Source organism: Streptomyces sp. NPDC015220 (genome assembly GCF_043079345.1).
GTDB lineage: Bacteria > Actinomycetota > Actinomycetes > Streptomycetales > Streptomycetaceae > Streptomyces.
This window is the reverse complement of record NZ_JBIBUK010000004.1, coordinates 14,941-40,792: the sequence shown is the minus strand read 5'-3', so window position 1 is coordinate 40,792 and position 25,852 is coordinate 14,941. Positions and strand designations below refer to the sequence as shown.

Annotated in this window: 22 protein-coding genes and 3 pseudogenes; 11 read left to right on the top strand and 14 right to left on the bottom strand. The window is 70.3% G+C overall.

Features of this window, described 5'->3' with window-relative positions:
* Nucleotides 1-11: 11 nt before the first annotated feature.
* The 5 genes from ACF061_RS11765 to ACF061_RS11745 form a co-directional block, all read right to left on the bottom strand.
* Complete coding sequence (locus ACF061_RS11765) at nucleotides 12-905, bottom strand: carbohydrate ABC transporter permease (RefSeq protein WP_392266678.1); 894 nt, start codon at nucleotides 903-905, stop codon at nucleotides 12-14.
* Nucleotides 902-1,840 carry a carbohydrate ABC transporter permease gene (locus ACF061_RS11760; RefSeq protein ID WP_392266677.1) on the bottom strand — a complete coding sequence of 313 codons (939 nt, stop codon included), beginning with the start codon at nucleotides 1,838-1,840 and terminating at the stop codon, nucleotides 902-904. Before ACF061_RS11760 ends, ACF061_RS11765 begins: the two co-directional genes overlap by 4 nt.
* A gap of 12 nt (nucleotides 1,841-1,852) precedes the next feature.
* Nucleotides 1,853-3,181 (bottom strand): ABC transporter substrate-binding protein, encoded by a 1,329-nt coding sequence (locus ACF061_RS11755; protein ID WP_392266676.1) that lies wholly within the window; start codon nucleotides 3,179-3,181, stop codon nucleotides 1,853-1,855.
* 754 nt (nucleotides 3,182-3,935) lie between these two features.
* The gene (locus tag ACF061_RS11750) at nucleotides 3,936-4,178 is read right to left on the bottom strand and encodes a hypothetical protein (RefSeq protein ID WP_392266675.1); all 243 of its coding nucleotides are present in this window, start codon (nucleotides 4,176-4,178) and stop codon (nucleotides 3,936-3,938) included.
* Between the two features lie 3 nt (nucleotides 4,179-4,181).
* A complete protein-coding gene (locus tag ACF061_RS11745; protein ID WP_392266674.1) occupies nucleotides 4,182-4,496 on the bottom strand; it encodes a PfkB family carbohydrate kinase in 315 nt (104 codons plus the stop codon).
* Between ACF061_RS11745 and ACF061_RS11740 the strand changes: the two are divergent.
* The 3 genes and pseudogenes from ACF061_RS11740 to ACF061_RS11730 form a co-directional block, all read left to right on the top strand.
* Nucleotides 4,462-6,758 (top strand): annotated as a pseudogene (locus ACF061_RS11740) (DUF4158 domain-containing protein); the annotation flags it as partial. The gene ACF061_RS11745 and the pseudogene ACF061_RS11740 sit on opposite strands and share 35 nt — an antisense overlap.
* Nucleotides 6,759-6,921: 163 nt before the next feature.
* On the top strand, nucleotides 6,922-8,001 hold the full coding sequence (locus ACF061_RS11735; RefSeq protein WP_392267032.1) for a tyrosine-type recombinase/integrase: 1,080 nt from the start codon (nucleotides 6,922-6,924) through the stop codon (nucleotides 7,999-8,001).
* Nucleotides 8,002-8,027: 26 nt separating this feature from the next.
* Nucleotides 8,028-10,100 (top strand): tyrosine-type recombinase/integrase, encoded by a 2,073-nt coding sequence (locus ACF061_RS11730; RefSeq protein ID WP_392266673.1) that lies wholly within the window; start codon nucleotides 8,028-8,030, stop codon nucleotides 10,098-10,100.
* On the opposite strand, the gene ACF061_RS11725 is transcribed toward ACF061_RS11730, so the two are convergent.
* Complete coding sequence (locus ACF061_RS11725; protein WP_392266672.1) at nucleotides 10,101-10,583, bottom strand: hypothetical protein; 483 nt, start codon at nucleotides 10,581-10,583, stop codon at nucleotides 10,101-10,103.
* A 126-nt stretch (nucleotides 10,584-10,709) separates the two neighbouring features.
* Here ACF061_RS11725 and ACF061_RS11720 point away from each other — a divergent pair.
* Nucleotides 10,710-11,325 (top strand): annotated as a pseudogene (locus ACF061_RS11720) (Tn3 family transposase); the annotation flags it as partial.
* Between the two features lie 730 nt (nucleotides 11,326-12,055).
* Here the strand turns inward: ACF061_RS11720 and ACF061_RS11715 are convergent.
* Genes ACF061_RS11715 through ACF061_RS11705 form a run of 3 tightly spaced genes read right to left on the bottom strand, consistent with a single transcriptional unit; the run spans nucleotide 12,056 to nucleotide 15,302 of the window.
* Nucleotides 12,056-12,988: a tyrosine-type recombinase/integrase gene (locus ACF061_RS11715; RefSeq protein ID WP_392266671.1), complete on the bottom strand. Its 933-nt coding sequence runs from the start codon at nucleotides 12,986-12,988 to the stop codon at nucleotides 12,056-12,058.
* Nucleotides 12,892-14,169: a hypothetical protein gene (locus tag ACF061_RS11710; protein ID WP_392266670.1), complete on the bottom strand. Its 1,278-nt coding sequence runs from the start codon at nucleotides 14,167-14,169 to the stop codon at nucleotides 12,892-12,894. Before ACF061_RS11710 ends, ACF061_RS11715 begins: the two co-directional genes overlap by 97 nt.
* Complete coding sequence (locus ACF061_RS11705) at nucleotides 14,166-15,302, bottom strand: tyrosine-type recombinase/integrase (RefSeq protein ID WP_392266669.1); 1,137 nt, start codon at nucleotides 15,300-15,302, stop codon at nucleotides 14,166-14,168. The genes ACF061_RS11710 and ACF061_RS11705 overlap by 4 nt, the downstream gene beginning before the upstream one ends.
* A gap of 26 nt (nucleotides 15,303-15,328) precedes the next feature.
* Here ACF061_RS11705 and ACF061_RS11700 point away from each other — a divergent pair, with 26 nt between their 5' ends.
* From ACF061_RS11700 to ACF061_RS11690, 3 genes are all read left to right on the top strand, one after another.
* On the top strand, nucleotides 15,329-15,490 hold the full coding sequence (locus ACF061_RS11700; RefSeq protein ID WP_392267050.1) for a hypothetical protein: 162 nt from the start codon (nucleotides 15,329-15,331) through the stop codon (nucleotides 15,488-15,490).
* Nucleotides 15,491-15,812: 322 nt separating this feature from the next.
* The gene (locus ACF061_RS11695; protein WP_392266668.1) at nucleotides 15,813-16,463 is read left to right on the top strand and encodes a LysE family translocator; all 651 of its coding nucleotides are present in this window, start codon (nucleotides 15,813-15,815) and stop codon (nucleotides 16,461-16,463) included.
* A 48-nt stretch (nucleotides 16,464-16,511) separates the two neighbouring features.
* A complete protein-coding gene (locus tag ACF061_RS11690) occupies nucleotides 16,512-17,360 on the top strand; it encodes a PhzF family phenazine biosynthesis protein (RefSeq protein ID WP_392266667.1) in 849 nt (282 codons plus the stop codon).
* Between the two features lie 27 nt (nucleotides 17,361-17,387).
* Here the strand turns inward: ACF061_RS11690 and ACF061_RS11685 are convergent, their stop codons facing one another.
* Nucleotides 17,388-18,362: a tyrosine-type recombinase/integrase gene (locus tag ACF061_RS11685; RefSeq protein ID WP_392266666.1), complete on the bottom strand. Its 975-nt coding sequence runs from the start codon at nucleotides 18,360-18,362 to the stop codon at nucleotides 17,388-17,390.
* Nucleotides 18,363-18,631: 269 nt separating this feature from the next.
* Between ACF061_RS11685 and ACF061_RS11680 the strand changes: the two genes are divergently transcribed.
* The gene (locus ACF061_RS11680) at nucleotides 18,632-19,231 is read left to right on the top strand and encodes a hypothetical protein (protein ID WP_392266665.1); all 600 of its coding nucleotides are present in this window, start codon (nucleotides 18,632-18,634) and stop codon (nucleotides 19,229-19,231) included.
* Nucleotides 19,232-19,243: 12 nt separating this feature from the next.
* Here the strand turns inward: ACF061_RS11680 and ACF061_RS11675 are convergent, their stop codons facing one another.
* From ACF061_RS11675 to ACF061_RS11660, 4 genes are all read right to left on the bottom strand, one after another.
* On the bottom strand, nucleotides 19,244-19,939 hold the full coding sequence (locus tag ACF061_RS11675) for a hypothetical protein (protein ID WP_392266664.1): 696 nt from the start codon (nucleotides 19,937-19,939) through the stop codon (nucleotides 19,244-19,246).
* 227 nt (nucleotides 19,940-20,166) lie between these two features.
* On the bottom strand, nucleotides 20,167-20,493 hold the full coding sequence (locus ACF061_RS11670) for a helix-turn-helix domain-containing protein (protein WP_392266663.1): 327 nt from the start codon (nucleotides 20,491-20,493) through the stop codon (nucleotides 20,167-20,169).
* The gene (locus ACF061_RS11665) at nucleotides 20,490-20,861 is read right to left on the bottom strand and encodes a tyrosine-type recombinase/integrase (RefSeq protein WP_392266662.1); all 372 of its coding nucleotides are present in this window, start codon (nucleotides 20,859-20,861) and stop codon (nucleotides 20,490-20,492) included. The genes ACF061_RS11670 and ACF061_RS11665 overlap by 4 nt, the downstream gene beginning before the upstream one ends.
* 105 nt (nucleotides 20,862-20,966) lie before the next feature.
* On the bottom strand, nucleotides 20,967-21,575 hold the full coding sequence (locus tag ACF061_RS11660) for a hypothetical protein (protein ID WP_392266661.1): 609 nt from the start codon (nucleotides 21,573-21,575) through the stop codon (nucleotides 20,967-20,969).
* 874 nt (nucleotides 21,576-22,449) lie between these two features.
* Here ACF061_RS11660 and ACF061_RS11655 point away from each other — a divergent pair.
* The 3 genes and pseudogenes from ACF061_RS11655 to ACF061_RS11645 form a co-directional block, all read left to right on the top strand.
* Nucleotides 22,450-23,676 (top strand): annotated as a pseudogene (locus ACF061_RS11655) (Gfo/Idh/MocA family protein); the annotation flags it as partial.
* Between the two features lie 90 nt (nucleotides 23,677-23,766).
* Nucleotides 23,767-24,657: an SIS domain-containing protein gene (locus tag ACF061_RS11650; protein ID WP_392267031.1), complete on the top strand. Its 891-nt coding sequence runs from the start codon at nucleotides 23,767-23,769 to the stop codon at nucleotides 24,655-24,657.
* Nucleotides 24,658-24,788: 131 nt separating this feature from the next.
* On the top strand, nucleotides 24,789-25,634 hold the full coding sequence (locus tag ACF061_RS11645) for a ketose-bisphosphate aldolase (protein ID WP_392266660.1): 846 nt from the start codon (nucleotides 24,789-24,791) through the stop codon (nucleotides 25,632-25,634).
* Nucleotides 25,635-25,852 lie beyond the last annotated feature (218 nt).

Sequence of the window (25,852 nt, the reverse complement as noted above, 5' to 3'; positions counted from 1 at the left end):
GGCGAACGGGGTCAGCCCTTGAGGCCGGTGGAGGTGATGGACTGGATGAACGCCTTCTGCGCGCCGAGGAAGGCGAGCAGGACCGGCAGTACGGTGATGACGTTGCCGGCCATCACGGCGGCCCACTGGGTGTGGTGCTGTCCCTGGAAGGTCGTCAGGCCGAGCTGGAGCGTGTACTGGGTGTCGTGGTTGATGGCGATCAGGGGCCAGGTCAGGTCGTTCCAGGTGCTCAGGAAGGTGAGGACGGCGACCGTGCTGAGGGCGGGCCGGGACAGCGGGAGCACGATCTTCCACAGCAGGCGCAGCCGTGAGCAGCCGTCGATCCAGGCGGCCTCCTCCAGTTCGCGCGGCAGGGAGAGGAAGAACTGGCGCAGGAGGAACACCGAGAAGGGCGTGACCAGGGAGGGCACGATCAGCGCGCCGAGGGTGTCGATGAGGCCGAGCTGCTTCATGACCAGGAACGTGGGGATCATCGTGAGCTGGAACGGGACCGCCATCGTGGCCAGCATCAGGCCCATCAGCAGCCGGGAGCCGGCGAACCGCATCCGGGCGAAGGCGTAGCCGCCGAGGGTGCCGAGCACGAGGTTCGCGGTGACGGTGACCAGGCTGACGATGGCGGAGTTGGCCAGCCAGCGGGGGAACATCGCGTTGCCGAGCACATAGCGGTAGCCGCCCAGGTCGATGTGGGAGGGCCACAGCGCCGGCGGGAAGCGGTTGATCTCCGCGTTGCTCATCACCGAGCTGAGGACCAGCCAGATCAGCGGCACCGCGAAGAGCAGGGCCATCGGCGCGAGCAGCAGGTGCCAGGGACTGAACGGCAGCCGCCGGCGGTGTCGCCGCACGTCGGGCTCGGTGGTGGAGGGTGCCGCCTGCGCGGCGCCGGGCGGGGCGGAGACGACGGTCATGCGGAGGCTCCCTGCGGGCGGCGGCGGACGATCCGGAGGACCAGGCCGATCACTCCCAGGGCCACGGCCAGGACGTAGGCGGAGGCGGCCCCGTATCCGGCGGTGGCGTTCTTGAAGGCCTGCTCCCAGATGAAGTAGACGATCACCGTGGTGGAACCGAGGGGTCCGCCCTTGGTGGTGACGTACACGAGGTCGAACGTCTGGAGGGACTGGATGGTCTGCCACAGCAGCAGGAACACCGTGACGGGCGTGAGCGTGGGCAGGGTGACGTGGCGCAGGAGCTGGAGGCGGCCGGCGCCGTCCAGCCGGGCCGCCTCGACCAGCGAGGCCGGCACGTCCTGGAGCGCCGCGAGGTAGATGACCAGGCAGAAGCCCGTGCCGCTCCACAGGCTGACCGCGACCAGCAGGGGCAGTGCCTGGGACGGGTCGGAGAGGAACCCCTGGGAGGGGATGCCGAGGTGGTGCAGCACGGCGTTGGCCGCGCCGAACTGCGGGTCCAGGATGAAGGAGAACAGCACGCCCTGCGCGGTCGCGGAGATCACGAACGGGACGAAGAACAGGGTGCGGTAGAGGCCGACGACGCGTATGCGCCGGTTCAGGGCGAGAGCGAGGAACAGCCCGATCGCCATGCTCGCGGGCACGTACAGCACGGTGTAGAGCAGGGTGTTGCGCAGGGCCTGCCTGAAGTGCGGGTCCTGGGCGAGGGCGCGGTAGTTGTCCAGTCCCACCCAACGGCTCGGGGTGACGAGGTCGCTGGCCTGGAAGGAGAGCAGCAGCGACCAGACGATGGGCACCACGCTGAGGCCGAGGATGATCAGGACGGCGGGCGAGACGAACGTCCATGCCATGGCGCCTTCACGGACGCGTCGGCGGCGCAGGGCACGCCGGTTGTCCGGCGGCTGGGACACGGTGATCGGAGTGGGCAGTCGTGACATGAGGGGCGCTCCTCAACGCGGGATGAGCAGTGCGGCGTTGGCGTCGGCGGCGCAGGCGCGCAGTGCCTTGGCGGGACTGCTCCGTCCCAGCAGCACGGCGACCACGGCCTGTCCGAGGGCCCGGGAGATCTGCGGGTAGGCGGCGTGCACGGGGCGTACCCGGGCGGAGTCGAGAGCCTTGGTGAACACGCCCAGGCCCTCGGTGCCGCTCTCCTTGCGTCGCCAGTCGGGCAGGTCCTGGGTCTGCCGGCTGAGCGGCAGGCTGCCCGCCTCGATGTCCCAGCGCACGTCCTGCCGGGGTTGCATGAGCCAACTGACGAACGTCCTGGCGGCCTTGGCGCGGGCGTCGCCGTTGTCGAACACCGTCCAGGTGTCGGGTCCGCTGATCGTCATCGGCCGGCCGGAGAAGCTGGGCAGCGGCACGACGTGGTAGTCGACCCCCGCCTGCTGGATGTCGGGCAACTGCCAGGGACCGGTGAGGGTCATGGCCATGCGGCCGGACATGAAGACCTGGTACATCTGCTCGGTGCCGGGCTTGGGATCGACGTAGACGCTCTTGTCGCGGGCGAGTGCGGCCAGCACCTCCAGGGCGCGGGTCCCGGTGTCGCCGAACCCGATGTGCTTGCCGTCGTCGGCGACCACGTCCCCGCCGAGGTCCCAGATCATGGGCCACAGCCGCCAGACGGTGTCCTCGTCGCCGACGCCGGGCCAGCCGGTGCCGAAGCGGCCGCCGCCGGCGTCGGTGAGAGCCTTGGCGGTGGCGACGAAGTCGTCCCACCGCCAGCCCGCCTCGGGCAGCGGCAGACCGGCCTGCCGGAAGAGCTTCTTGTTGCAGACCACGGCGAGGGAGTCCAGCAGGGCGGGCGCGGCGCGCACCCGGCCGTTGACGGTGACGGCCTTGCGTGCCGGAAGCCAGTAGCTCGTCCAGGGGGTGGCGGCGCTCTTCACCGTGTCGGTGAGGTCCACGATCTGGGGGCTGCGGGCGACGCTCGCCAGGTCGGAGCCGAAGACGTAGGCGATGTCCGGGTAGGAGCCGGCGGCGAGGGCGGCGGTCACCTTCTGGAGCATCGAGTCGGCGAGAACCCCACCGCCCAGCTCGACCCGGATGCGGGGGTGGCTGCGCATGAAGGAGGCGACCAGGGATTCCAGGGCCTTCTTGCCGGTGTCGGTCTGGCCGTGCCACATCTCGATGGTGACGGTGCCGTCGGCGCCGACGCCGTCGTCGCGGCCTGCCGCGCAGCCGGAGGCCGTTGTGCCCGCGGCCGCTGCCGTGGCCAGGCCTGCGCCGGCGCGCAGCACGACACGGCGGCCGGGCCGCGTGCTGCGGGGGACCGCTTGCATGGTTACCTCCGGTTGGAGCTGTGGGACAGGCGTTGTCCGTGCGAGGGGTGGGGCCGGTGTACGGCGTATCGGCCGCGGAGTGGGTGGACGGCCCGGGCGGTCCGGGTGCGCCGCCGTCCTGCGTCGGCCGAGTGGTCGCGGCGGGGGCGGCCGAGTCCTGGGCTCGGGGCGCGGGGGGAGGGGGCGCCGTACCGCCGCCCGCACCTGGCGGGGCGCGGGCGGCCGGGCGCGGGCGCCCTCGGGACCGTCGTCCGGTGAGGCCGTCGGCCGCCCGGCGGGCGACGTCCCGGGCGCGGCCGTCGACGAGCGGGCGCGCGACCTGCTCGACGGAGCCGCCGGGGACCCGCACCCGCCGGTCGAGGCGCCGGGAACCGGGGAGGTGCGGTCCGTACGGGCGGTGCGTCCCGGAGCGTCGGCCGTACCCGGCCGTCCGCGGTGGGCCACACGGAAACGGATCACGAACGGGCTCCAGAGCCTGGTGGGCACGTCCCCGCCTCGGACGCCTGAGGGGTCCTGGCGACTCGGGCCGGACTCCTGGCGCGTGGTCAGCTACCGGCTGGGCGTACCTCTGACGCCGAGTGCTTCGACTGCGGCGTTGGCCAGGAGTTAAACGACCGGTTCTGGTACCTGTCAAGAGGGATGCGTGCTTGGAGCTGCGTGAAAATCCCGGGAAACGCGCATGTTCGATCATCGGTTGCCTGTGGGGATGTCGACACGATCGCCAAGTCCCGCTGGGACGGGGGGCGTCGGAGCGTCACGTACGGCGGGGCGGAACCGGGCGGACGATCACCGAGCCGAGCAGGGCGCGATGCGTGTCGGGGCCGAAGTCCCCGGCGAGCGGGGCGGCCACGGCTGCGGCCGACAGGGCCACGACCTCGGCGAGCCGCCGCGGCCAGGGCACTGTGGTGGTGAGACGGAGGGCGAGGGCCGCCACCGCGGCGTCTCCCGCGCCCGTGGGGTTGCCGGCGACGAGGGCGGGCGGTCGAGCCCGCCACACCCCCTACAAGGTGTGGGTGAGGAGTCCTTCGGGGCCGAGCGAGGCGACCACCGCCCGGGCGCCCGCGGCGGCCAGCGCGGCCGCGCCCGCCTCGGGGTCGTCGCCACCGGTGGCCGCGGCGAGTTCACGGGCGTTCGGCTTGACGACGTCCGGCGCCTCGGCGAGCGCGGCCGTCAGCGCCTCGCCGGGTGTGGACAGGGGGCCGTGGGCGTGGGTGGGTCGCCGGGAGGGGGCTTCGCCGGATCGCCCCGGGGGGACGCGGCCGGCGCGGGCGCGGCGGCTGATGTGCCCGCACCGGAGTCGGGGGTCGAGGAACATCGGAACGGAAACCGGCGCTAAGCCGGTCCGGCCCCTGACGGATGAGCAGGCTGCCGCGTACGCGGCTATCGCGGGGCGCCGTCCCGTACGGAGTTGGAGCGTTTCTTCTTCCTGGATGACGTGGACCGGGAGCTGATCGAGTCCAAGAGGCGGGCGCACAACCGGCTGGGGTTCGCGGCCCAACTCACGACCGCGCGGTATCTCGGGGTGTTCCTGGACGACCCGGCCGACGTGCCGCCGGAGGTCGTGGACTACCTCGCCGAGCAGCTGGACATCGGGGACCGTCGGTGCTCAAGGCGTACGACGAGCGGGAGAACACTCGGCTGGAGCACGTACGTGAGCTGCGGCGGGTGCTGGAGTACCGGGAGTTCGCCGAGGCGGAGGGCGAGCTGCGGGAGTGGGTGGACGCGCGGGCCTGGACGACGGGCGAGGGGCCGAAGGCGTTGTTCGACGCGGCGGCGGGGTGGCTGCGTGAGCGGCGGGTGCTGCTGCCGGGGGTGACGACGCTGACGAGGCTGGTGGCCTCGGTGCGGGAGGCTGCGAACCAGCGGTTGTGGGACACCCTGTACGGGATGCTCGGGGTGGGGCAGCGGGCGGTGCTGGACTCGCTGCTAACGGTTCCGCCGGGTGAGCGGGTCTCGGAGCTGGACCGGCTGCGCCGGGGGCCGGCGGTGCGGGTCTCGGGCCCGCAGATGAAGCGGGCCCTGGAGCGGGCGGAGGAGATCGCCGCACTGGGGATGGACGCCGTGGACGTGTCCGGGATACCGCCGCGGCGTCTGGCGGAGCTGTCGCGGTACGGGGCGGACGGGAAGGCGTCGCTGCTGCGCCGGCACTCCGATGCCCGGCGGCTGGCGACGCTGCTGGCCACCATGGTGTATCTGACCGCGCGGGCGGTGGACGACGCGCTGGACCTGCTGGAGGTGCTGATTGCGACGAAGCTACTGGCGAGGGCGGAGCGGGAGAGCGCGAAGGAAAAGCTGAAGACGCTGCCGCGGGTGGAGCGGGCGTCGGCGAAGCTGGCGACCGCGTTCCAGGTCGTGTTCGACACCACCAGCGAGCAGGTCGACACCGACACCGGGGAGATCACTCGGCCGAAGGTGGAGATCCTGGACGCGATGTGGGCGGCGATCGAGCAGGTGGTGCCCCGCCACGAGCTGGCCGCGGCGATCGCCGCGCTGTTTGAGCTGACCCCGCCCCTGGACTCCGACGCGGACGAGGCATGGCGGGCCATGCTGGTCAACCGGTTCGGCACCGTGCGGCCGTTCCTCAAGCTGCTGATCACCGTGGTGGACTTCGACGCCACCCCGGAGGGCGAGCCGGTGCTGTCCGCGTTGCTGTCGCTGCCGGAAGGCGTACACGTTCTGCGTGCTGGAGCAGCTGCACCGGATGCTGCGCAGCAAGCAGGTCTTCGCCCGCAACTCCTCGAAGTGGGGTGACCCGCGGGCGAAGCTGCTGGCGGGCGAGGCGTGGCAGCAGGCGAGGCCGACCGTGCTGGCCTCGCTGAACCTGCCCGGGGAGGCGGGCGCCCACCTGGCGGCGCGGGCGGCGCTGCTGGACGGCACCTACCGGGAGGTCGCCGCCCGGGTCCCGGACAACGCGCAGATCGTCTTCGACGACGACGGCCGGCTGCACTTCGCGGCCCTGGAGCCGGAGCCCGAACCGGCCTCCTTGCTCGACCTGCGCGCGGCGGTGAACGCGATGCTGCCGCGCGTGGACCTGCCGGAGGTGCTGCTGGAGGTGATGTCCTGGACCGGCGCCGACCAGGCGTTCACCTCGGTCACCGGCGGCGAGGCACGGCTGAAGGACCTGCACGTCACGATCGCCGGGCTGCTGGTCGCCCACGGCTGCAACGTCGGCTACACCCCGGTGATGGGCGGCGCGGACGCCCTGAAGTACGGCAGGTTGTCCCACGTGGACCAGACGTACCTGCGGCTGGCGACCTACCGGGCAGCGAACGCGGCGCTCATCGCGCACCAGGCGTCCATCCCGCTCGCCCAGGCGTGGGGCGGGGGCCTGGTCGCCTCGGTGGACGGGATGCGGTTCGTCGTCCCCGCACCCAGCGTGTACGCGCGGCCGAACCCGAAGTACTTCGGCCGCCGGGGCGGCGCCACGTGGCTGAACATGATCAACGACCAGGCGGCCGGGCTGGGCGGGAAGGTCGTGGCCGGCACCCCGCGCGACTCCCTGTACGTGCTGGACGTCCTCTACGACCGCGACGGCGGCCGCCGCCCGGAGATGATCGTCACCGACACCGCCTCCTATGTTGTTACCTGGACACCTCACACCCCGTTAGCCCGGATGAGCGGTCGGACGGGCCGTCAGACGGGACTGTTCCGGAGGTTCCTGTGCGGGTCCTGCACCAACGTCGAGACGACGGGTCGCACCTGGTCGAGCTGCTCGACGACGCGGACGAGCCCCGATCGAGGTGGTTTCCGGGTTCCTGCGGTTCCTCGCAGCCCGGGATTGCTCGCCGAACACGCTCGTGTCCTACGCCTACGACCTCCGTCACCTGTGGCGGTTCTTCGGCGAGCAGGGCCTGACCTGGGACGTGTTCGCCCCGCCGCACGCGATCCCGCTGCTGGAGTACCTGCGCTCGGTGCCGTCGCGCCGGCCGCGGCACCGCATGGTGCTCACCGTCGCCACGGTCACCCCGGACGGGCCGGCCACCAAGCTCGCGGCGACCACGGTGAACCGGATCCTCGCGGCGGTGTCCTCGTTCTACGAGTACGTGATTCTCGCCGGGCTGCTGGATCGGGCCAACCCGATCGAGAAGCGGCCGGATCCGGCTCTGCAGCGAGTGTCCGAGCGGCACCAGCCGTTCATGGGACGGGCCAGCCGGCAGCGGCCGGTGCGCCGCGCGGTCCGGGTCAAGACCGTCCAGCAACTGCCCCGCCCGCTGGACGAGGTCCAAGTCAGGTCCTTGCTCGGCGAGCTGCGGTCGGTGCGGGACCGGGCCTTGGTCCTGCTGATGCTCCAGGGCGGCTTGCGGCCCGGGGAGGTCCTCGGTCTGCACCTGGAGGACATCGCCTACGGCAGGCGGCGGGTGGTGATCCGCCACCGCGATGACCACCCGAAGGGTGCGCGATCGAAGTCGCGCTACGAGCGGGTGGTGGACCTGCACGAGCCCGAGGCCCTGGCTGCGCTCAGTGCCTACGTGATGGGCGACCGGCCCACGGACGCGGCGACGCCGCTGGTGTTCCTGATCGGAGGCCGCGGTTCCCGGCGGCTGGAGCCGCTCGGCTACGACGGCTTGGTGCGGATGTTCTCCCGCGCCTGCACCCGGGCCGGAATCCGCGAGCCCTGGGTGACTCCGCACGCTTTGCGACACACTCACGCCACGCGCATGTGGGAGGGCGGGATGCGGGAGCTGACGCTGCAGAAGCGACTCGGTCACGCCTCTCCGGAGTCGACTCGTATCTACACCCGGGTCTCCGATCCGGCCGTCGTGGCCGAGTACAACCGCGCCCTCGGCGGGCACAACTCAGCTGCTGGGGAGGCGAAGTGAGGGCGCGGGCCGTCTCCACGGCAGCCATGCTGGCAAACCCCGGATCCATTCCGCACCAGCGCCGAAGCCGACGGCACTGCCCGGAGGAGGAGTGGCGCGCCCACGTCCAGGGCCAAGAGGGCAACCGCCAGTACCAGCTGATGAAGCTGCGGTTCCGCCGGCAGTTCGTCGAACGCTGGCCCAAGCTGTCCGGCTGGTTCGGCGCCCCGCTGGTTGAGCGGGTCGGCCGCTTGCACGGCGAGTCGTATCACAGCCCGTCCTACCCAGTGTCCTTCCGGGCCCGCACCTACCTGGTCTACCTCGGACTGCGCGGCTACACGACGTTCGACTACCCATGGCTGTTCGCCCCCGGGCAGCTCGCGATCATCGAGCCGGCCGCCACGCTCCGCATCGACCTCGGTGCCAAGCAGCTCGTCGACGACGCCATCGGCCTGGGCTTCAACCCGAACTCGGCCCGTCAGGCGATGCACTGGTCGGTCAGTCGCATCGCCCTGCACACCGGCATCTTCGACGTCACCGCGATCACCGAGGACCACATCGCCGAGGCCCTGCAGGCGATCCGGTTCTTCGCCGACCACCCGGACCTGGAGCGGTTCTACCCGTCGCGGCAGCGCTACCTGGAGGGTGCCGCGAAGAACTGGATCACCCACCTCCACCAGCTGCAGGTCGTGCTCTACCACCGCGGCCAGGTCGCGATGGAGCCCCGCAAGCTGATGCCGTCCTGGAAGCCACCGCTGGCACTGCCCCCGCAGATGCAGGCCGTCGCGGAGAAGTGGCTCGCCGCCCGGCGGCTGACCGACCGTCCGTCGACCGTGGACAAGCTGGAGCTCGCGATCCGCCGCTTCGGGGACTGGCTCGGGGAACACCATCCCGAGGTCGACTCGTTCGCCGACGTGACCCGCGACCACTGCCTGGGCTGGCTTCAGCACATCGCCGAGACACCGACTGAGCAGACCGGCAAGCCCCTCGGCGTCGTCTCCCGGATCCAGCGGACCTCCGGTCTGGGCCAGTTCTTCCGCGACACCGCTGCCTGGCAGTGGGAGGGCGTCCCCGGCCACAGCCTGATCGGCCCCGGCGACTCGCCGAAGTCACCGATCAAGGTCCCGCGGTTCATCCCCGACAACGAGCTGGACCGGTTGATGCCGGTGGTCGAGCAGATCGCCTGTCCTTTCCAGCGTGCCGCGCTGCTGGTCGCCCGCTGGTCCGGCGCCCGCCGGGACGAGATCCGTCGGCTGCCGATCGACTGCCTGGACCGCTACCCCGACGGCACCGCCCGGCTGCGGCTGCCTGCCCGCAAGACCTACAAGGAACGCGTCGTCCCCCTGCACGCAGATGCGGCCGCCGCCCTGCAGAGGGTCATCGACCTGCGCAAGAACGGACCGGAGCGACCCTTCACCGACGAGCTCACCGGGCAGCCGGTGCGCTACCTGTTCATGCAGCACGGCAAGCTGCTGTCGACGTACTACCTGTTCGACACCCCGATCCAGGCCGCCTGCAAGGCCGTCGGCCTGGTCCAGCCCGGCGGTCGAGGAGGCACCGGACGCGGCACCGTCACCGCTCACCGGTTCCGGCACACCGTCGGCACTCAGCTCGCCGAGCGCGGCGCCAAGCTCCACACGATCATGAAGGTCCTCGGACACTCCAGCGTCTCGATGGCGCTGGTCTATGCGCAGATCAGCGACCAGGAAGTCCTCCGGGACTACAGGGCCGTCCTGGAACCCGGTGCCAGCATCGCCGGCCCCGCCGCCGAGGAGCTGAAGTCCGGCGCTTTGCCCGAGGCGGCCGTCGACTGGCTGAAGACGAACTTCTTCAAGACCGAACTCGAACTCGGCCACTGCCTGCGGCTGCCGGCCGAAGGCCCCTGCGAGTGCGACCTCTACCTGACCTGCGCGAAGTTCGTCACGACACCCGCCTATGCGCCGCGGCTACGGGCTCGGCGCAAGGTCGAGCACGCCCTCGCCGCCGACGCCGCCAACCACGGCTGGGCTCGCGAGGTCGAACGCCATCACTGCACGGCCAGTCGCATCGAGAAGCTGCTGACCGACCTTGGCCAGCCACTCGACGACCCGACCGACCCACCGGAGCAGGATCACCGCTGATCAGCGGGTCGGGAAGGAAACCAGCGCAAGATCCCATCGGTCAGCAGCGTGAAGCAGCGCAGCCGTATCCAGCCGCACCTCCACGACGTACTGGTAGATGTCCGCCCCGTCATCGCCCTGCTGCCATGGGGGAGCCGCCTCCAAGGACAAGTGAACGCGAATCACCGCCCCACTGCCGCTCTGGTCGGCGAGGCTAAGGGCCAGCACCGGCTCGACGAACCACGTGTCCGGATCCAACCAGCCTTCGGCATCGGGTCCGGTCACAGCCACGGTCCCCGCGGCCACCGCGCGCAACCAAGCGGACACCTCACGGGCTTCACCGGTCAACAGGCACGGATCGGCGAAGGACCAGCTGCCCTCGGGAGTTGTCGCCGTTCCAGCAACGACCAGCCAGTTGTCGTCGTATGAGTCACCCCGGACCTCGGGGAACTGATACCGCAGCAGGCGGAGCTCGACACTGCTCGCGTGATCACTCAAAAGCACAGCCACAGGATGTCACGGGCCCTCCCGGCTCCCAGGGGCCAGCCCCGCCTGAGCGGTCACCGGCCAGCTCGTCGACGCTCTCAAAGACACACCGAAGGATGATCAACTTGAACTGTCCACATAAACAGCGACATCGTGTTCGGGCTGCTCACCCTGGCCGGGTTCGCCTACGCTCCGCAGCTCGCCGATTTGCCGGACCAGAAGATGTGGCGCATCGACCGCACCGCGGACTACGGCGCCTTCCAGGACGCGGCCCGCGGCCGGATCGACCTGGCCCGCATCGAGCGGCACTGGGAGGACATTCTGCGGATCATCGGTTCCATCCACACCGGCGCCGTCCGTGCCTACGACGTCATCCGGATGCTGTCCCGCGACGGACGTCCCACGCCTCTCGGTGACGCGATCGCGCACTGTGGGCGGATTGCGAAGAGCCTGCACATCCTGCGCATGGCCGACGAGCCCGGCTACCGCAGGCAGATCAAAGTGCAGGCCAACCTCCAGGAAGGCCGCCACGCCCCTCGCCCGGAAGATCTTCCACGGCCGCGCCGGGCAACTCCACCAGCGCTACCAGGACGGCATGGAGGACCAGATCGGAGCGCTGGGCCTGGTGCTGAACGCGCTCGTGCTGTTCAACACCCGCTACATGGACGCCGCCGTCACCGAACTGCGGGCCGACGGCTTCGAGGTCCGCGACGAGGACGTCGCCCGGCTCTCCCCGTTCGTGCGGCACCACATCAATGTTTATCTGGACGAATTTCCGTGTGTGGGACCGGTTCGGTCACCGGCCCGACGGGTCTCCATCGTCGCGCTGATCCTCGAGGCGGACAGTCAGGGCGGGCCAGTGTTCGGAGCATCGCGCCAGATCATCCGAGTTAAACGACCACCGCGAACGCAGAGCTTTGTCCGGCAGGAAGCGGACGCAGGTTCCCATGGTCCCGTCGGCCTCGACGGGCTCCAGATCGGTTACCGGGATGCCGTGCTCATAGCGCTGGGTCCAGGATCCGTTGAGACGGCGGTTGGTATGAATCAGCCACTCGCTCAGCGCTGCGACGACGGACATGCCGCGACGCGGATGTCCGTCCGAAAGCCGTTCCGCCTCTGGGAGGTCGAAGAACCGAAGATCCTTCGTGGCCATGACCGGTTTCTTCACCACCCGGCCATGCTCGTCGGCCCGAGTGTCGGTGCCCCGTCCGTCATCTTTCACCGACACGGAGCCGTCGGGATGCAGCGTGACCACGCACTGTCCGCCGCCCCGGCTCGCTGCCTCGTCAACGGCATAAGCAACGACCTCAAGAACAAGGTGTCCCGGCCCACCCGGAGCGAACCGTGCTGGTTCCTGGCGGATCTGAGCGAGATGGTCCGCGTCCACGGTGGCGGCCCAGTCGTGCGTGGTGTTGACCCAAGAGGCACTTGATCCATGCATCTGATCAGTATCCGTCGGGGCTCTCGTTCAGGCAGCCGAAGCCCACTGCTCAGCAGTGATCGTCAGGGCAAAGCTCGGCGCTCTCGCCGAGCTCTCCGAGGAGGCCACGAATCCGGTCGGCGATGGCGTTGTGTCGCTCGACCTCGCGGGGCCAGCCGCGTTCGAGAGCGTCCTGGGCGAGTTGCTGCTCTCGGGCGAGCCGGGATCGCAGGCGTGGGGCGTACTCGCTGGTGGTGAGGAACTTCGAGCAGCGGAGGTAGAGGTCGCACTCGCAGGGCCCTTCGGCGGGTGCCCGCAGGCAGTGGCCGAGTTCGAGTTCAGTCTTGAAGAAGTTGGTCTTGAGCCAGTTCAGGGTGTCTTCGCCGATCCTTCTGTTCAGGAGCTCCTCGGCGGCCGGTCCCGCGATCCGTCCGCCGGCGGCGATGACTTTCTCGTACTGCTCCTTCAGGACGGGGTCGCTGATGTGGGAGTACGTTGCCGACATCTGCGCGTTGCGGTGCCCGAGGATCGCCATGATGGTCTGGATCTGGGCGCCGCCTTCGGCGAGCTGGGTGCCGACCGTGTGGCGAAACCGGTGGGCGGTCACGCTGGGGTTGCCGTCGCCGTCGACGAGTCCGGCCTTGCGGCAGGCGATCTCCAGGGCGTCTTCGAAGAGGAAGTGCCGGCCCATGGGCTTGCCTCGTCGCATGAACACGTAGCGGACCGGCCGTTGGGCCCATGCATCGTGGCGGGCCGCGGCGTTCGCGGCCTTGGCCGCGTCGATCAGCTCCCGCAGGGCGTCCGCCGCCTGGGGATGCAGGGGGACCACGCGCTCGGTGTAGGTCTTGCCGACCGGGATCCGCAGACGCGGATAGCCGTCGAGGTAGGCGTCCAGGCAGTCCAGGGTCAGCCGTGCGATCTCCCCGCGCCGGGCACCGCTCCAGCGCAGCAGGAGCAGAGCGGCTCGTTGGTGCGGGTCTTCGAGTTGTTCGACCGTGTCCATGAGGCGGTCCAGCTCGGCCCGGCGAATGAACCGCGGCAGCGCGGAGGGAGTTTGGGCATGTCCGAGCGGCTGAGCAGGGGTCGGCCCGGGACATCGCTCCAGCCCCATTGGCTGGTCTCGCGGAAGAACTGAAGCAGGGGGCTGAGGTAGGTGTAGCGGGACCGTGCCGTCAGCGGCCGTCCGGTCCGGGCATTGACGTGTTCGTGGAGGTGGGCCATGAAGCCCTCGACGTGCCGCCGCTCCAGCTGGGTCATTGCGTCGACTTCGGGGTGGGCCCTGGCGAGCCAGCGCAGGAAGGAGCGGAAGGCATCGCGTGAGTGGCGGACGGACTCCGCGCGGTCGCTGGTCTGCAACCGACCCGAAAGCCAGCGCGTCACCGGGGCGGCGAGCGCCGGCGGCGTCTCGGGAGGGGTGAGTTCGGTCCGCCAGAGTTCGGCGGTCTTCAGGCCGTTGAACGGCGGCTCGGGGACCTGTCCGATGTTGAACAGCAGCACATGGACGCCGTGCAGCCTGGTCAGACATGCCTTCTGGTAGATCTCGGCGAGCTGGTCCATGGGCATGCGGCGGCGTGCGTTGGAGACATGGCTGGCTCGCACGAACCCGGCCTCCGGCCGGGCGCAGTAGCGCTTGATCTCTTCAGCAAGCGCGGTGAGGTCGTCGAGCCGGATCGCGCGCAGATCGGGATCACCGCGCATCAGGAGAAGGCGGGTGAAGGTCCAGGTAAGGACGGACCGCCCGCTGACGGGCGCGTAGCCGAGCTGGAGCATGCGGGCAGAGAACGAATCGAGTAGATCCAGGTCCAGCCCGAGCCCGGCGGCGACTTTGGGGACGAACAGGCTGTCGAAGTTCCGGCTGAGGACGTAGTCGGCGTCCAGTCGGAGGCCGTGCACCAGCGAGAGGTAGGCGAGGTAGGGGCCTGCGTCGTGGGACGGCCCGATGCGTTTGCCGGGTTCGTGCGCGACGCGTCCGTGCAGGTCCAGGCGGACCAGCAGGGGCTCGGCGAACCAGTCCTCCAGGTCCGGCCAGTGTTTGAGGAAGCGGTTGTATAAGTAGCGGCGGGATTTGATCGACGCTGGAGCGTCGGCGAACGTCGCACGGACCCAGGCGAAGTACTCCTCCCTCGGCGCGTGGCACCGGAGGTGGTCCGGTTCCGGTGCGGGCGCCAGGACGAGCGCGGTCACCGGTTGTTCTCCAGTGCGCGGGTGTAGTCAGCCAGCACGGCCTCGTCGGAGACCCGGGTGTAAACCTTCGTCGACTCTGGCGACGCGTGTCCCAATCGCTTTTGCAGCGACAGCTCCCGCATGCCGCCCTCCCACATCGCCGTGGCGTGGGTGTGCCGCAGCGCGTGCGGCGTGGTCTCCGGCGTGCGCAGGCCGAGCTTGTCCAGCCGCCGCGCGAACAGCCGCACCACCGCGTCGTAGCCCAGCGGCTCCAAGCGGCGGGTGCCCTTCCCACCGACCAGGAACACGAATGGGCTCGTTGCGTCGAGGGGACGCTCGTGCATCACGTAGCGGCTGACCGCCTCCAGGGTGCGAGGCTCGTGCAGGTCCACCACCCGCTCGGTGCGGGACTTGCCGCGGACCCCGCCCGGGTGGTCGTCGCGCTTGCGGACCGTCACCCGGCGCCGGCCGTAGGAGACGTCGTCCAGGTGCAGCGAGAGCACCTCGCCCGGCCGCAGCCCGCCGTCCAGCATCAGCAGGAACAGCGCCAGGTCCCGCAGCCGCTTCAGGCTGCTGATGAACTGCTCCAGCACCGCCTCATCGACAGGGCGCGGTAGTCGCCGCGGCTGCTTGACCGTCACCGTGCGGCGCGTCGGCTGCTGACGGCTCGCGCGGCCCATGAACGGCTGATGCCGGTCCGGCACCCGGGCGAGTGCCGGGTCGAGGCGCTTTTGCATCGGGGAATCGCCGTCGTACTCCTCGGCGACCACCGCCCAGTCGTAGAAGCTGGAGACGGCAGCCAGGATCCGGTTCACGGTCGCCGGCGAAAGCAGGCTACCCGGCGCCTCCGGACCGCCGACCACGACCGTCAGGCCGAGCCGCTGGTCGGACCGACGCGACGGCGCCCGCCTCAGGAACGCCAGCAGCCGGAGGGCGTCCGGGCCCCGGACCTGGCGCCAGTCCATGCCCTCAGCAGGGAGGAAGGTGAACAGGCGCCGCAGGTCGTACGCGTACGCACAGATCGTGTGCGGCGAGAACCCCCGGTCGACCAGGTGATCCAGGAACCGGCAGGCCGCTGCGATCGGTTCACCGTCACCGTCGACCAACCGCACCCGGCGTACGACACCGCCGTCGCGTTCCTTGACCACCCGCACACCGGCCTCCCCAAGACTGCATTCGGATGGCCCAACGAGACCTGAACCTCCACCGCCACGGCACCGGTTCAAGCGTCACTCGAAGGTGTCCAGATAAGGAGATGCTCGGCCGGTACTCCTTCCAGCTTCCGGACCTGCCCGGCGGGATGCGGCCCCTGCGCGCCCCGGATGCCGCCGACGAGGGATGAGCAAGGCGGCTCAGTCGGCTGCAGCGGGCGGGCGGCGCCGGTAAGTGCTGCTCCGACCGGCACCTGCCGTGGCAGCGCGCGGATCGGTGCGGCTTTCCGGCGCTTGCTGATGGCCCAGTGATGGCGACCAGACTTCCCAGCGTTCTGTGGTCCGGCACGCCCAGCCTGCGCAAGTCAGTCCAAATCTTTGCAATTGGCCCTGTCCGGTCATGGTGGCATCCGCTGGGATGGCCAGGTTGCCACCGACGGGCACGGCACCCAGCAACCGCTCCCTTTTGTTGTGCGGTCGATCCGGGGTTACACGCACGCTGAAGGGATCCTCATGTCAGAACTGATCGGCTTCATCGCCGCGTCCTTGGTCGTCATCGTCGTGCCCGGCCCGGATTTGACCCTGCTGCTGGCCAACACGGCCCGATCGGGGCGGCGTGCGGGGATCGCGACCGCGACGGGGATCATGCTGGGACATGCCATATTGGCCACGGCCGCGGTGGCCGGCTTGACGGCCCTGCTGACGGCCTCGGAGTTCGGCTACACAGCCGTGCGCATAGTCGGCGCCCTCTACCTCATCTACCTTGGCGTTCACGCCCTGGCCGACTTCGTTCGCCTGCGCCGAAGCGGCGCCGAGGACGCTCCGGCGCACCGCCGCGCCCAGCACACTGAACCTGCCGCGGGAAGCGTCACGCGCGTCTGCCTGCGCCAGGGCCTGGTCAGCAACCTGCTGAACCCCAAAGTGGCGGCCTTCTACCTCTCCCTTTTCCCCCAGTTCGCTCTGCCGGGCCTGACGACCACGGCCGCGCACACCGTGCTCGCCGGGACTTTCTGGCTCCTGTCCCTCCTCTGGTTCGTGCTGGTGCTCGCGCTCCTGGCCCGCGTCGAGGTCCTGCTGCGCCGCCCCCGCGTCCGGCAGGGCCTCGCCGGAGTGTCCGGCGTAGGCCTGGTCGGCCTGGGAACCACGCTGGCGCTACGTGGTTGACGCCCCGCAGATGCGACGTCCGTTTGTCGTGCTCGTGAAAGGCTCCCGATGACCGTGCCGCGCCCGCGTCCCTTCGTGCAGGTCGACGTGTTCTCCTCGACCCCCTACCTCGGCAACCCGGTGGCCGTCGTGCTCGACGCGACAGAGCTGGACGAGGAAGCGATGCGGCGCCTCGCCAGCTGGACGAACCTGTCGGAGACGACCTTCGTACTCCCGCCGTCCGGCCCGGAAGCGGACTACCGGCTGCGGATCTTCACCCCCGGCGGCGAGCTGCCGTTCGCCGGGCATCCCACCCTCGGCTCCGCGCATGCCTGGCTGGAGCACGGCGGCACCCCCCGCCGCAACGACCGCATCGTGCAGGAGTGCCAGGCCGGCCTGGTGGAGGTACGCCGCGGCGAGGGAATCCTGTCCTTCGCCGCCCCGCCCACCCAGCGCACCGGTGACCTGGAGGAGGAGTACCTGGAACAGGTCGTGGCCGCGTTCGGCATCGGCCGCGACCGGGTGCTGGCCCACCAGTGGGTCGACAACGGCCCCGGCTGGGCGGTCCTGCAGCTCGCCACGGCCCAGGAGGTCCTGGATCTGGAACCCGACCTGTCGCAAATCCCGGCAGCCATGGTGGGCGCCATCGGCGCGTACCCGCCGGGCTCAGAGCACGCCTTCGAGCTGCGCACCTTCGCCCCCGGTGTCGGCGTCGCCGAAGACCCGGTCTGCGGCAGCATGAACGCCTCGGTCGGCCAGTGGCTGACCCGGTCGGGCGCTGCATCCGCCGGCTACACAGTCTCCCAGGGCACCCGGCTCGGTCGGGCGGGAGAGATCACCGTCACCGCTGACGTGGACGGGGCCGTCTGGGTCGGCGGAGCAACAACCACCTGCTTCCGGGGCACCGCCACCCTGTAACGATGACGAGAGCAGACGTACCCGTACTCAGCGCCGGCTGTCCCCAGGAGCCAGCAGGCTGGTGAGCTCGGCGATCGCCTCCGGGGACGGCTTGAAGTAGCGGCGCACGTTCTCCGGCTTCTTATGCCGGGACTTCGCCATCAGCATCAGCAGGGAAGCGCCCTGCTCACCGAGGTGCGTCAGCGCAGAGTGGCGGTACTCGTGCAGATCCCACCCCGTTCCAGGCCCGCGCACCGCGGTGTGCTCGTCCAGCAGGGCGCGGGCCTGCCCGTAGGAGAGCCGGGCCAGCCCGGTGTCAGGGCACACGTCACGGTGGCTGACGACCTTGCCCGGCCCCGGGCGGCGGTGGGTGACGAACACAGGCCCGCGGGTACGGCCTCGCAGCAGCCGGGGCAGAAGCCGGGCGGTGCCGGCGTCCCAGTAGACGGTCTCCAACACGAAGTCCTCACGCACCTGCCCACGGCGGCGGGCCCTGCTCCGGGCGCCCTTGGCCTTGACCGGGCAGCGGCGCGCGGCGAGGTCCAGGTCCTCGATGTTCACCCCGAGGATCTCCTCCGACCGCCCAGCGGTCTCGTAGAGCATCCGCCACAGCGTCTTCTCCCGCAGGTGGACCTCTCGGCGGGCGATGAGCCGGTCCACGGCCATCTTCGAGCGGGCGGGGGTCTCGGAGTCCGGCACCGCCAGCCGTTTCGTCCAAGCTGGAACCTGCGGGCCGTCGTACCCGTACTCCTCGCACCAGCCCAGCCACGACAGCACCGCCGCCCGGCGGGCGTTCCAGGTATTGACCGCCGCGGTGCCCCACAGCAGTTCCAGGGCCTCGCCGATCTCGTCGTCCGCGACCGACCCCAGCGGGCGGGCCTCCCCGATCCGCGCGGCGGTCTTGCCGACGCCGACCCCGTAGCTGCGGACGGTGTTCGGGTTGCGCAGCGAGTCGAGGAAGGCGTCGGCCGCCGCGCGGACGGTCAACGCCTTCCCGGCCGGCAGTTGCACCACGGTGGGCACCGCTTCCCCCTTGCCACGGATAACAGGGCCGCTTCATGCGCGGCCCGGAGAACGTCACCGCAGGCGACGAACCAAGCTGTTGGTAAGGACGGCTGTTGGCGAGGGGTGAATAGCCCTCGTAGGTATCGCCGCGGGGTGAGACCCGCCAGGCTGGCGTACGGAAGCTTGGGCGGTCGCGTCGTGACCCTCGGGGCTCCCGGATGCGTTCTGGGTCTCCGTTGTCAGTGGACGGTCGTAGTTTGTCCCCACGAACTCGGAGGGGAGAAACGATGGGGTTCTCGGGAGAACTGGTTTTCGGTCGCAGCGACCAGTCCTTGCTTGGTGCGCCAGTATTCGACGGGATCGATCAGAGCAGGGAAACAGCCCACGTCGGTTGGCCGCGTGCGGGGGGCTGGCAGACGCTGCAGTTTCACGGGGACGTCATCAAGAACCCGGAAACAACGCTGCAGGCGCTGGTCGAGTGGACGGGTGCCCCAGTCTGCGTGGCCTCCGTCTATGACAGCGACGTGGCGATAGTGATGGGCCTGGGGCCAGACGTGGAGCTTTGGGAGGCGTGCCTGAACCTGGAGAAGGCGGCCGGGTTGTGGGCGGAAGTTCCCGATGACGTTGATGACATGAGCGAGTGGATCAGCACGCCGGCGTTCGCCGAGGCCGTCGACCGTAAGCGCGCAGAACTGGACGCACATGTGCCTGGCGATGCTCAGGCGGCATTGGACTGGGCCCGTTCCGCGGGATTTGGGCACTCGGTCACTGCGGCTTCGATCCAAGAGGTCCTCCGCTCAGGGGAGGTCTTCGTGGAGGAGCTGTTCGACGCGCTGCTCGACCGGCTTGGCTTCCCGGAGGCTGTTGACCCTGAAAGCCAGCGCTGATGGCGTCTCCGGTCATTCCTTCTGGATCCGGGGGAGGTTTGCGTATCCCAGGTAGTCCGTTCCTGCTTGCTCGGCGTAACGCATCGCCGTCTTAGGACTCACCCCAAGGGCGTCTGCCAGGACGGCCGGCGGTGCTTCTCGGACCATCTGGATCCAGGCTCTGGAGCGGGTGGCCATTGCCGGGATTCCGGTTTCACGGAGAATCGTCGCAACGCTGGGTTGTTGGTCGGAGTCGTCTCGGCGCATACGTCTCATCACGTGCCACCGCGTGTAGCGCTCGATGAGGCGCCGCTGATCAATATCGGCGATCGTGTCGAGCTTCGAAGTGAGCCAGCGGCCGTAAGCGATCAGGTGCTCGTCGCGCCAGGGGAGGCAGCCGTGAGCGACGAGCAGGCCCCTCAGGTATTCGATCGTTCTGGATCTCGGCAATGAGTCGAGTGCGTCGTGACTGAGTTCGATGTCTCCAGTAGACAGACCACGTAAGAGTTCTGGCACGCGCCGGTTCATGTGGATCCAGGCCCATCCGCTGTTCGGCCGGGGCATCCCGATGATCGCCTCCGCGAGCGGACGCAGCCTCTCGGGTATCTCCCCGTCCGGACCCGCCAGGAGCTTGTTGATCCTGTCCGTGAGCAGGCAGTGCCAGCAGATGTTGGAATCGCTGGCCAGGCTCTCCTCGCCGCATCGCTTGCAACGCACGTCGAGCGGCACGTCGCAGCAGCGGACGCAGAGGGGACGTGCTTCGGTGTCGAGTCCCGGGAGGATGCCCTCGTGACCGCAGGCAGCGCAGCTGCCCTGGCGGTTCCGCGCCGCGCGCACGCAGTAGAAGCAGACGATGCCCTCGGGCCAGCGCCGACTGGCGGGGTAGCAGGAGCCACAGCGCACACAGGCTGGGTACTTGCTCGGATCGGAGGTGTACTTCCGGGGTGCGGGCATGTTCAGTCCTCGATGATGCGAGCACGCTCGGGACGGAAGTTGGCATTGATTTCGATGACGGCCGCCTCACCGGCTGTGCGCTTGCGCCGGTCTGCCTCGACGTACGGTTCGATGAGGTCGGCGGGCGAACAGGCGAGGATGTCGCAGAGCGCGGCCAGGACCGGCAGAGACAGGCGCTCAGGCCGGTCGGTTACCAGGCGGTAGACCTGCGCAGTGGACAGGTTGATGCCTCGCTCGCGCAGGAGGGGAATGAGTTCGGTGGTCTTCCAGATGTTGTGCGCGGCCATGATCCGTCGCAGGTGCCAGTGGTAGCCGAGTCGCCTGATCATCGCGGTCCTTCCCCGGTCGCAGTGCTGATCGTTCGGCCGATCGTGCCGTCCAGGACTTTGCGCAGCGTGCGGGTGCGGAAGTCCGACGACACGGAGGTGTAGAGCGCGGTGGTGGACGCATAGGAGTGCCCGACCTGCTGCTGGACGAACAGCGGGTCGTAGCCGGCTTCGATCAGGTGCGTCACGTAGGAGTGGCGCAAACAGTGCAGTGTGAGCTCCTGCGGCAGCCCCAACGCATCCCGGTAGGAGGCGAACCGGTCGCCCAGAGCCCCCATGCCCAGGCGCGGTGACCGCTCACTCGGCCAGAGGGCGTCGCTCTTCGCGGCGGTGTCGAACACGGTGCGGTAGCTGCCGAGCCATTGCTCCATCACCTTCACCGACCAGGAAAGACGGTCAGCACGCTGCGGCGCTTGGGAGCGGAGCCCTTGGACGCCTTGCCCCAACGGACGTAGACCACGCCAAGATCGCCGAACTCAGGAGCGTGCGGATTGTGTCCAAAGTCCGCCAGATCGAGCTTTCACCTCGCGGCGGCGCAGCCCCCAGGCGTAGGTTGCCTTCATCGCGGTCGCGTCTCGCATGGCCGGGAGCCAGCCCTTGCGGCCCGAGGTTCGAGCGGCAGCCACCTGGTCGTCGGCGTAGTCGAAGAAGCGCTGAAGCTCGGCCTTGGTCAGAGCACGGCGGCCGGGCCGGCCTTCGTACTCGGCAGCGTGCACGGCGGTGTTCCACTCGAAGAACACCTGGGCTGGATGGCTGCCGAAGAGACGCTCGCTGACCGCTGTCCACTCGTAGCGAGGGTCAGCGACGTACTCCAGGAACATGCGGACGTGACCGTGATAGCCGCGGATCGTGGAGTGGGACCGTTCCCGTCCGTCGCTCCGCAGGTGGGCGGTGTACTCCTCGACGTCCGTAGGGCGCCACGTCCACGGCCACTCGCTGGTGAAGCGCTGGAACCGCCGTACCGCCAGGAGCCGGTCCGCGATCGTGTCCTTGCTCAGATTCCGGGCCAGCTGCTGATCACGCCACCCCGCCAGCATGCCCTCGAAGACCTGGGTCTCCGGGTGCAGCAGCGGAGCGCCACCCACGATGAACAGCGACGGTGCCGCCCCGGCACATTCCAAGAGGAACCGCCCACACCAACCCCCAACACCCTGCGAGAAGGGCGAATGAATCGTTCATTAGATGAGAACGAGCGGGGTTGCCGCAGGTCACGCGGGCGGCCGACCTGTGGTCCAGGGCAGGTCGTCGGCGCGACCGGGCTGTGACCAGCCGATGCCTGCCTGTTCAGGCGCCCCTACCGGCAAGGGGCGAGTCATCGCACCTGATGAAATTCACGGCTCTTTCCCGCAGATAATAGGGCGTTATCTGTGGAACGACTTCAGCCCGGTCCACCTGCCGACGCTCCGTCAGCCGCCCACCAGGGGCGACGGGGGCTTAGCGCCGGTTTTCGTTCCGATGTTCCTCAACCCCCGAGTCGGCGCGGCCTCTCGCCGAGACCCGGCCGTGACCCTCGCGACCGGTCGGATCGTAACCAGAATGCTTGAAGTTGCTCGATAGATTGCTTGATAGAGCACTTTCGAGCATCTATGGTCAAGGGCGTCACGGTGGGACCCGAGGCGCGATCCCGGCCCCGGGCCGGACGTGACACATGCCCGCCGCCTGGTGCGGGTCCGACCTCACGGCGGTCGTTCCGGGACACGGCGGGACCGCCGGCCACCACCGACCGCTGCCACCGCCCGTAGGCCTGACGATCCGACGACCTGAAGGCCCGACAGCCCGACGACCGGACGATCTGACGGCCGGATGACCTGACGGCCGGATGACCTGAAGGCCCGACAGCCGGATGACCTGAAGGCCCGACAGCCGGATGACCTGAAGGCCCGACAGCCCGTCGGCCCGACGGCCCTGCGACGCCGTGGCGTCGTGCGCGTCTTCCTGTCCGCGACGAAGGGGTGCTCCATGACCAACCAGCCGCCCGCGCCCGAACTGCGCGTCGGTGTCGTCGGCGTCGGCCAGCGCGCCGGGCTCGCCACCCTGGCCGACCGGCCCCCGGCGGCCCGCGTGGTCTCCTGCGCCGATCCGGCCGAACGCGGCCGCGCCGACGCCCGGGCGCTCTTCGGCGCCGACGTCCGTCTCCACGAGCGCTACGAGGACATGCTCGCGGACGACCTCGACGCCGTGTTCGTGCTCACCCCCGACGACCTCCACACCGCTCCCGCCCTGTTCTTCCTCGAAGCGGGCGTCGCCGTGTTCGTCGAGAAGCCGCTGGCCATCGACCTCGACGACTGCGACCGGGTCCTGGCCACCGCCGCCCGCACCGGCACCCGGCTCTACGTGGGGCACAACCTCCGGCACCTGCCGGTCCTGCGCACCATGCGCCGGCTCGTCGACGAGGGCGCGATCGGAACCGTGCGCGCTGTGTGGTGCCGGCACTTCGTCGGCCACGGCGGCGACTACTACTTCAAGGACTGGCACGCCGAACGCGCCCGGACCACCGGCCTGCTGCTCCAGAAGGGCGCGCACGACCTGGACGCCATCCACTGGCTGGCGGGCGGCAGTGCCCGCACCGTCACCGCGCTGGGCGACCTGGCCGTCTACGGCGCCAACGAACACCGCGGCACCGGGCCACAGGGCCAACGGCGGGTGCAGGACTGGTTCGACGAGGGCGTCTGGCCGCCGTCCGCGCTGCGCGACCTCAACCACGTCGTCGACGTGGAGGACATCAGCATGGTGCTGACCCGTCTCGACAACGGGGTGCTCACCAGCTACCAGCAGTGCCACTTCACCCCCGACTACTGGCGCAACTACACGGTCATCGGCGACGAGGGCCGCATCGAGAACCTCGGGGACGGCATCGAGGGCGACGCCCCCGTGGTCAAGGTGTGGAACCGGCGCCGCTCCGGATACCGCCCCGGAGCCGACCTGACCCTGACCCCCGCCGAGACGGCCGACGACCGCCACGGGGGCGCGGACCGGGCCCTCGTCGAGGAGTTCCTGCGCTTCGTCGCACACGGCGGCGCCACCGACACCTCGCCCCTCGCCGCCCGTGAGGCCGTCGCGACGGGAATCGCCGCCACCACCTCGCTGCGCTCGGGCGGCGCCCCGGTCCAGGTCCCCGCCCTCGACCCGCCTCTCGCCGACTACTTCGCGCGCCACCAGCCCGGTTCGCGCGGCCCGGCCCCCCGGGCCGCCCGAGCCCTCCCCATCGACCGTCACCCCGAGCCGTGCCGCGCCCCCATCCGCGGCGCACGACCCGCCACATCAAGGAGCACACGCATGTCTTTCATAGGCGAGGAAATCGCCCGCCAGCCCCAGAGCTGGCTCAAGGCCGCGAGCACGGCGGCCGAGTCGGCGGATCTGCTGCCCCGGCCGGGAGAGCGGGTGGCCGTCGTCGGCTGCGGCACCTCCTGGTTCATGGCCGAGGCGTACGCCGCACTGCGCGAACGGCGCGGCCTGGGCGAGACGGACCACTTCGCGGCCTCCGAGTTCCCCCACGAGCGCACCTACGACCGGCTGGTGGCGATCTCCCGCTCCGGCACCACCACCGAGATCCTGGAGCTGCTGGAGCGCCGGCGCGGCCGCTTTCCGGCCGTCGCCCTGACCGCCGACACCTCCACCCCGATCGTCGACGCCGCCGAGCACGTCCTCGACCTGTCCTTCGCGGACGAGCGTTCGGTCGTGCAGACGGTCTTCGCGACCACCGCGCTGACCGCCCTGCGCGCGGGCCTGGGCGAGTCGGCCGAGCCGCTGGCGGAGGCCGCGCGGACGGCCATCGAGGCGCCGCTGCCCGAGGAGTGGCTCGCCGCCGACCAGATCACCTTCCTCGGCCGGGGCTGGGCGCACGGCATCGCCCGCGAGGCATCCCTGAAGATGCGTGAGGCCACTCAGAGCTGGACGGAGTCCTACCCGTCCCTGGAGTACCGGCACGGTCCGATCGCCATCGCCGCGCCCGGCCGTCTGGTCTGGCACTTCGGCCCGGACGAGGACGGGCTGCGGGCGGACGTCGCCGCCACGGGCGCGCACTTCGTGGACCACCCCGAGGACCCGCAGGCCGACCTGGTGCGCGTGCAGCGGCTCGCCGCGGCCGGCGCCGTACGCAAGGGGCTGGACCCGGACCGGCCGCGCGCCCTGAGCCGCTCCGTGATCCTGGACCGCCCCGGTTCCTGACCGCACGCCCGGCACGCACCGCACAACCGGTACCGCCCCTCACGCGAGGCGGCCGGAGACCCCCCGCCCGCGCCCCGGCGCCGGGCCCCCGGTCCCGGCCGCCCGCGACCGCTCCTTCACGAAAGGACGCCATGCTCTGCCGCAGCGCGGACCTGATGGCCGAAGCCCACGCGTCGGGCTCAGGCATAGCCGCCTTCAACGTCATCACCCTGGAGCACGTCCAGGCCGTCGCCGACGCCGCGCGGCGCACCGGCCTGCCGGCGATCGTCCAGATCAGCCAGAACGCCGTACGCCACCACGGCGGCGACGTCATGCCCCTGGCGGCCGCCGCGGCCGCCGCGGCCACGAGCGGCCGGGCCCGGCTCGCGCTGCACCTCGACCACGTGGATGACGTCGACCTGCTGCACCGCGCCGCCGAGTGCGGGGCCAGTTCGGTGATGTACGACGCGTCGAGGCTGCCGGACGAGGAGAACATCGCCGCGACCCGGTCGGCCGCCCGGTGGGCGCACGACCACGGTCTGTTCGTCGAGGCGGAACTGGGCGAGATCGGCGGCAAGGGCTCGGCGCACGTGCCCGGGGTGCGCACCGATCCGCAGGACGCCGCCCGGTTCGTCGCCGAGACCGGCGTGGACGCCCTCGCCGTCGCCGTGGGCAGCAGTCACGCGATGGTCTCCCGCACCGCCGCGCTGGACCTGGAACTGATCTCCCGCATACGGGACGAGGTGCCCGTGCCGCTGGTCCTGCACGGCTCGTCCGGCGTACCGCACCCGACGCTGCGGGCCGCCGTCGAGCACGGCATGACAAAGATCAACATCGGGACGCTGCTCAACGTCGCCTTCACCCGAGCGGTCCGTCGGACGCTGGCCGAAGGGCCGGACCTGGTCGACCCGCGCCGCTATCTGGCGCCGGCCCGGGCCGCGATGACCGACGCGATCGCCGACTGCCTCGCGGCGCTGACCCCGCCCGGCACGCCCTGACACCGAAGCGGTTCAGGAGCCCGTCCGCAGCCTCCCCACAAAGAAGTCGGCACGGGCGCACGCCACTGCCGAGCGGAGACGGGCGCTCCCTCCTCCCGGGCGGCGAACCGACCGTGCCGGTCCCACCGCGAGCCCGGGTCGGCGGACTCGCCCCGCGCGTGGGGCACGGCACCGGGCGGGCGCACGGGTCCCACGGGCGCAGGACCGCGGACGTCCCG

What these genes read in the sequence shown, in the direction of transcription:
- ACF061_RS11650 (WP_392267031.1), top strand. Translation starts at nt 23,767, where the DNA reads ATGTCTTTCATAGGCGAGGAAATCGCCCGCCAGCCCCAGAGCTGGCTC.
- ACF061_RS11755 (WP_392266676.1), bottom strand. Translation starts at nt 3,181, where the DNA reads ATGCAAGCGGTCCCCCGCAGCACGCGGCCCGGCCGCCGTGTCGTGCTG.
- ACF061_RS11680 (WP_392266665.1), top strand. Translation starts at nt 18,632, where the DNA reads ATGGGGTTCTCGGGAGAACTGGTTTTCGGTCGCAGCGACCAGTCCTTG.
- ACF061_RS11760 (WP_392266677.1), bottom strand. Translation starts at nt 1,840, where the DNA reads ATGTCACGACTGCCCACTCCGATCACCGTGTCCCAGCCGCCGGACAAC.
- ACF061_RS11765 (WP_392266678.1), bottom strand. Translation starts at nt 905, where the DNA reads ATGACCGTCGTCTCCGCCCCGCCCGGCGCCGCGCAGGCGGCACCCTCC.
- ACF061_RS11730 (WP_392266673.1), top strand. Translation starts at nt 8,028, where the DNA reads ATGCTGGCAAACCCCGGATCCATTCCGCACCAGCGCCGAAGCCGACGG.
- ACF061_RS11645 (WP_392266660.1), top strand. Translation starts at nt 24,789, where the DNA reads ATGCTCTGCCGCAGCGCGGACCTGATGGCCGAAGCCCACGCGTCGGGC.
- ACF061_RS11715 (WP_392266671.1), bottom strand. Translation starts at nt 12,988, where the DNA reads ATGGACACGGTCGAACAACTCGAAGACCCGCACCAACGAGCCGCTCTG.
- ACF061_RS11745 (WP_392266674.1), bottom strand. Translation starts at nt 4,496, where the DNA reads ATGTTCCTCGACCCCCGACTCCGGTGCGGGCACATCAGCCGCCGCGCC.
- ACF061_RS11695 (WP_392266668.1), top strand. Translation starts at nt 15,813, where the DNA reads ATGTCAGAACTGATCGGCTTCATCGCCGCGTCCTTGGTCGTCATCGTC.
- ACF061_RS11690 (WP_392266667.1), top strand. Translation starts at nt 16,512, where the DNA reads ATGACCGTGCCGCGCCCGCGTCCCTTCGTGCAGGTCGACGTGTTCTCC.
- ACF061_RS11665 (WP_392266662.1), bottom strand. Translation starts at nt 20,861, where the DNA reads ATGGAGCAATGGCTCGGCAGCTACCGCACCGTGTTCGACACCGCCGCG.
- ACF061_RS11700 (WP_392267050.1), top strand. Translation starts at nt 15,329, where the DNA reads ATGGCCCAACGAGACCTGAACCTCCACCGCCACGGCACCGGTTCAAGC.
- ACF061_RS11670 (WP_392266663.1), bottom strand. Translation starts at nt 20,493, where the DNA reads ATGATCAGGCGACTCGGCTACCACTGGCACCTGCGACGGATCATGGCC.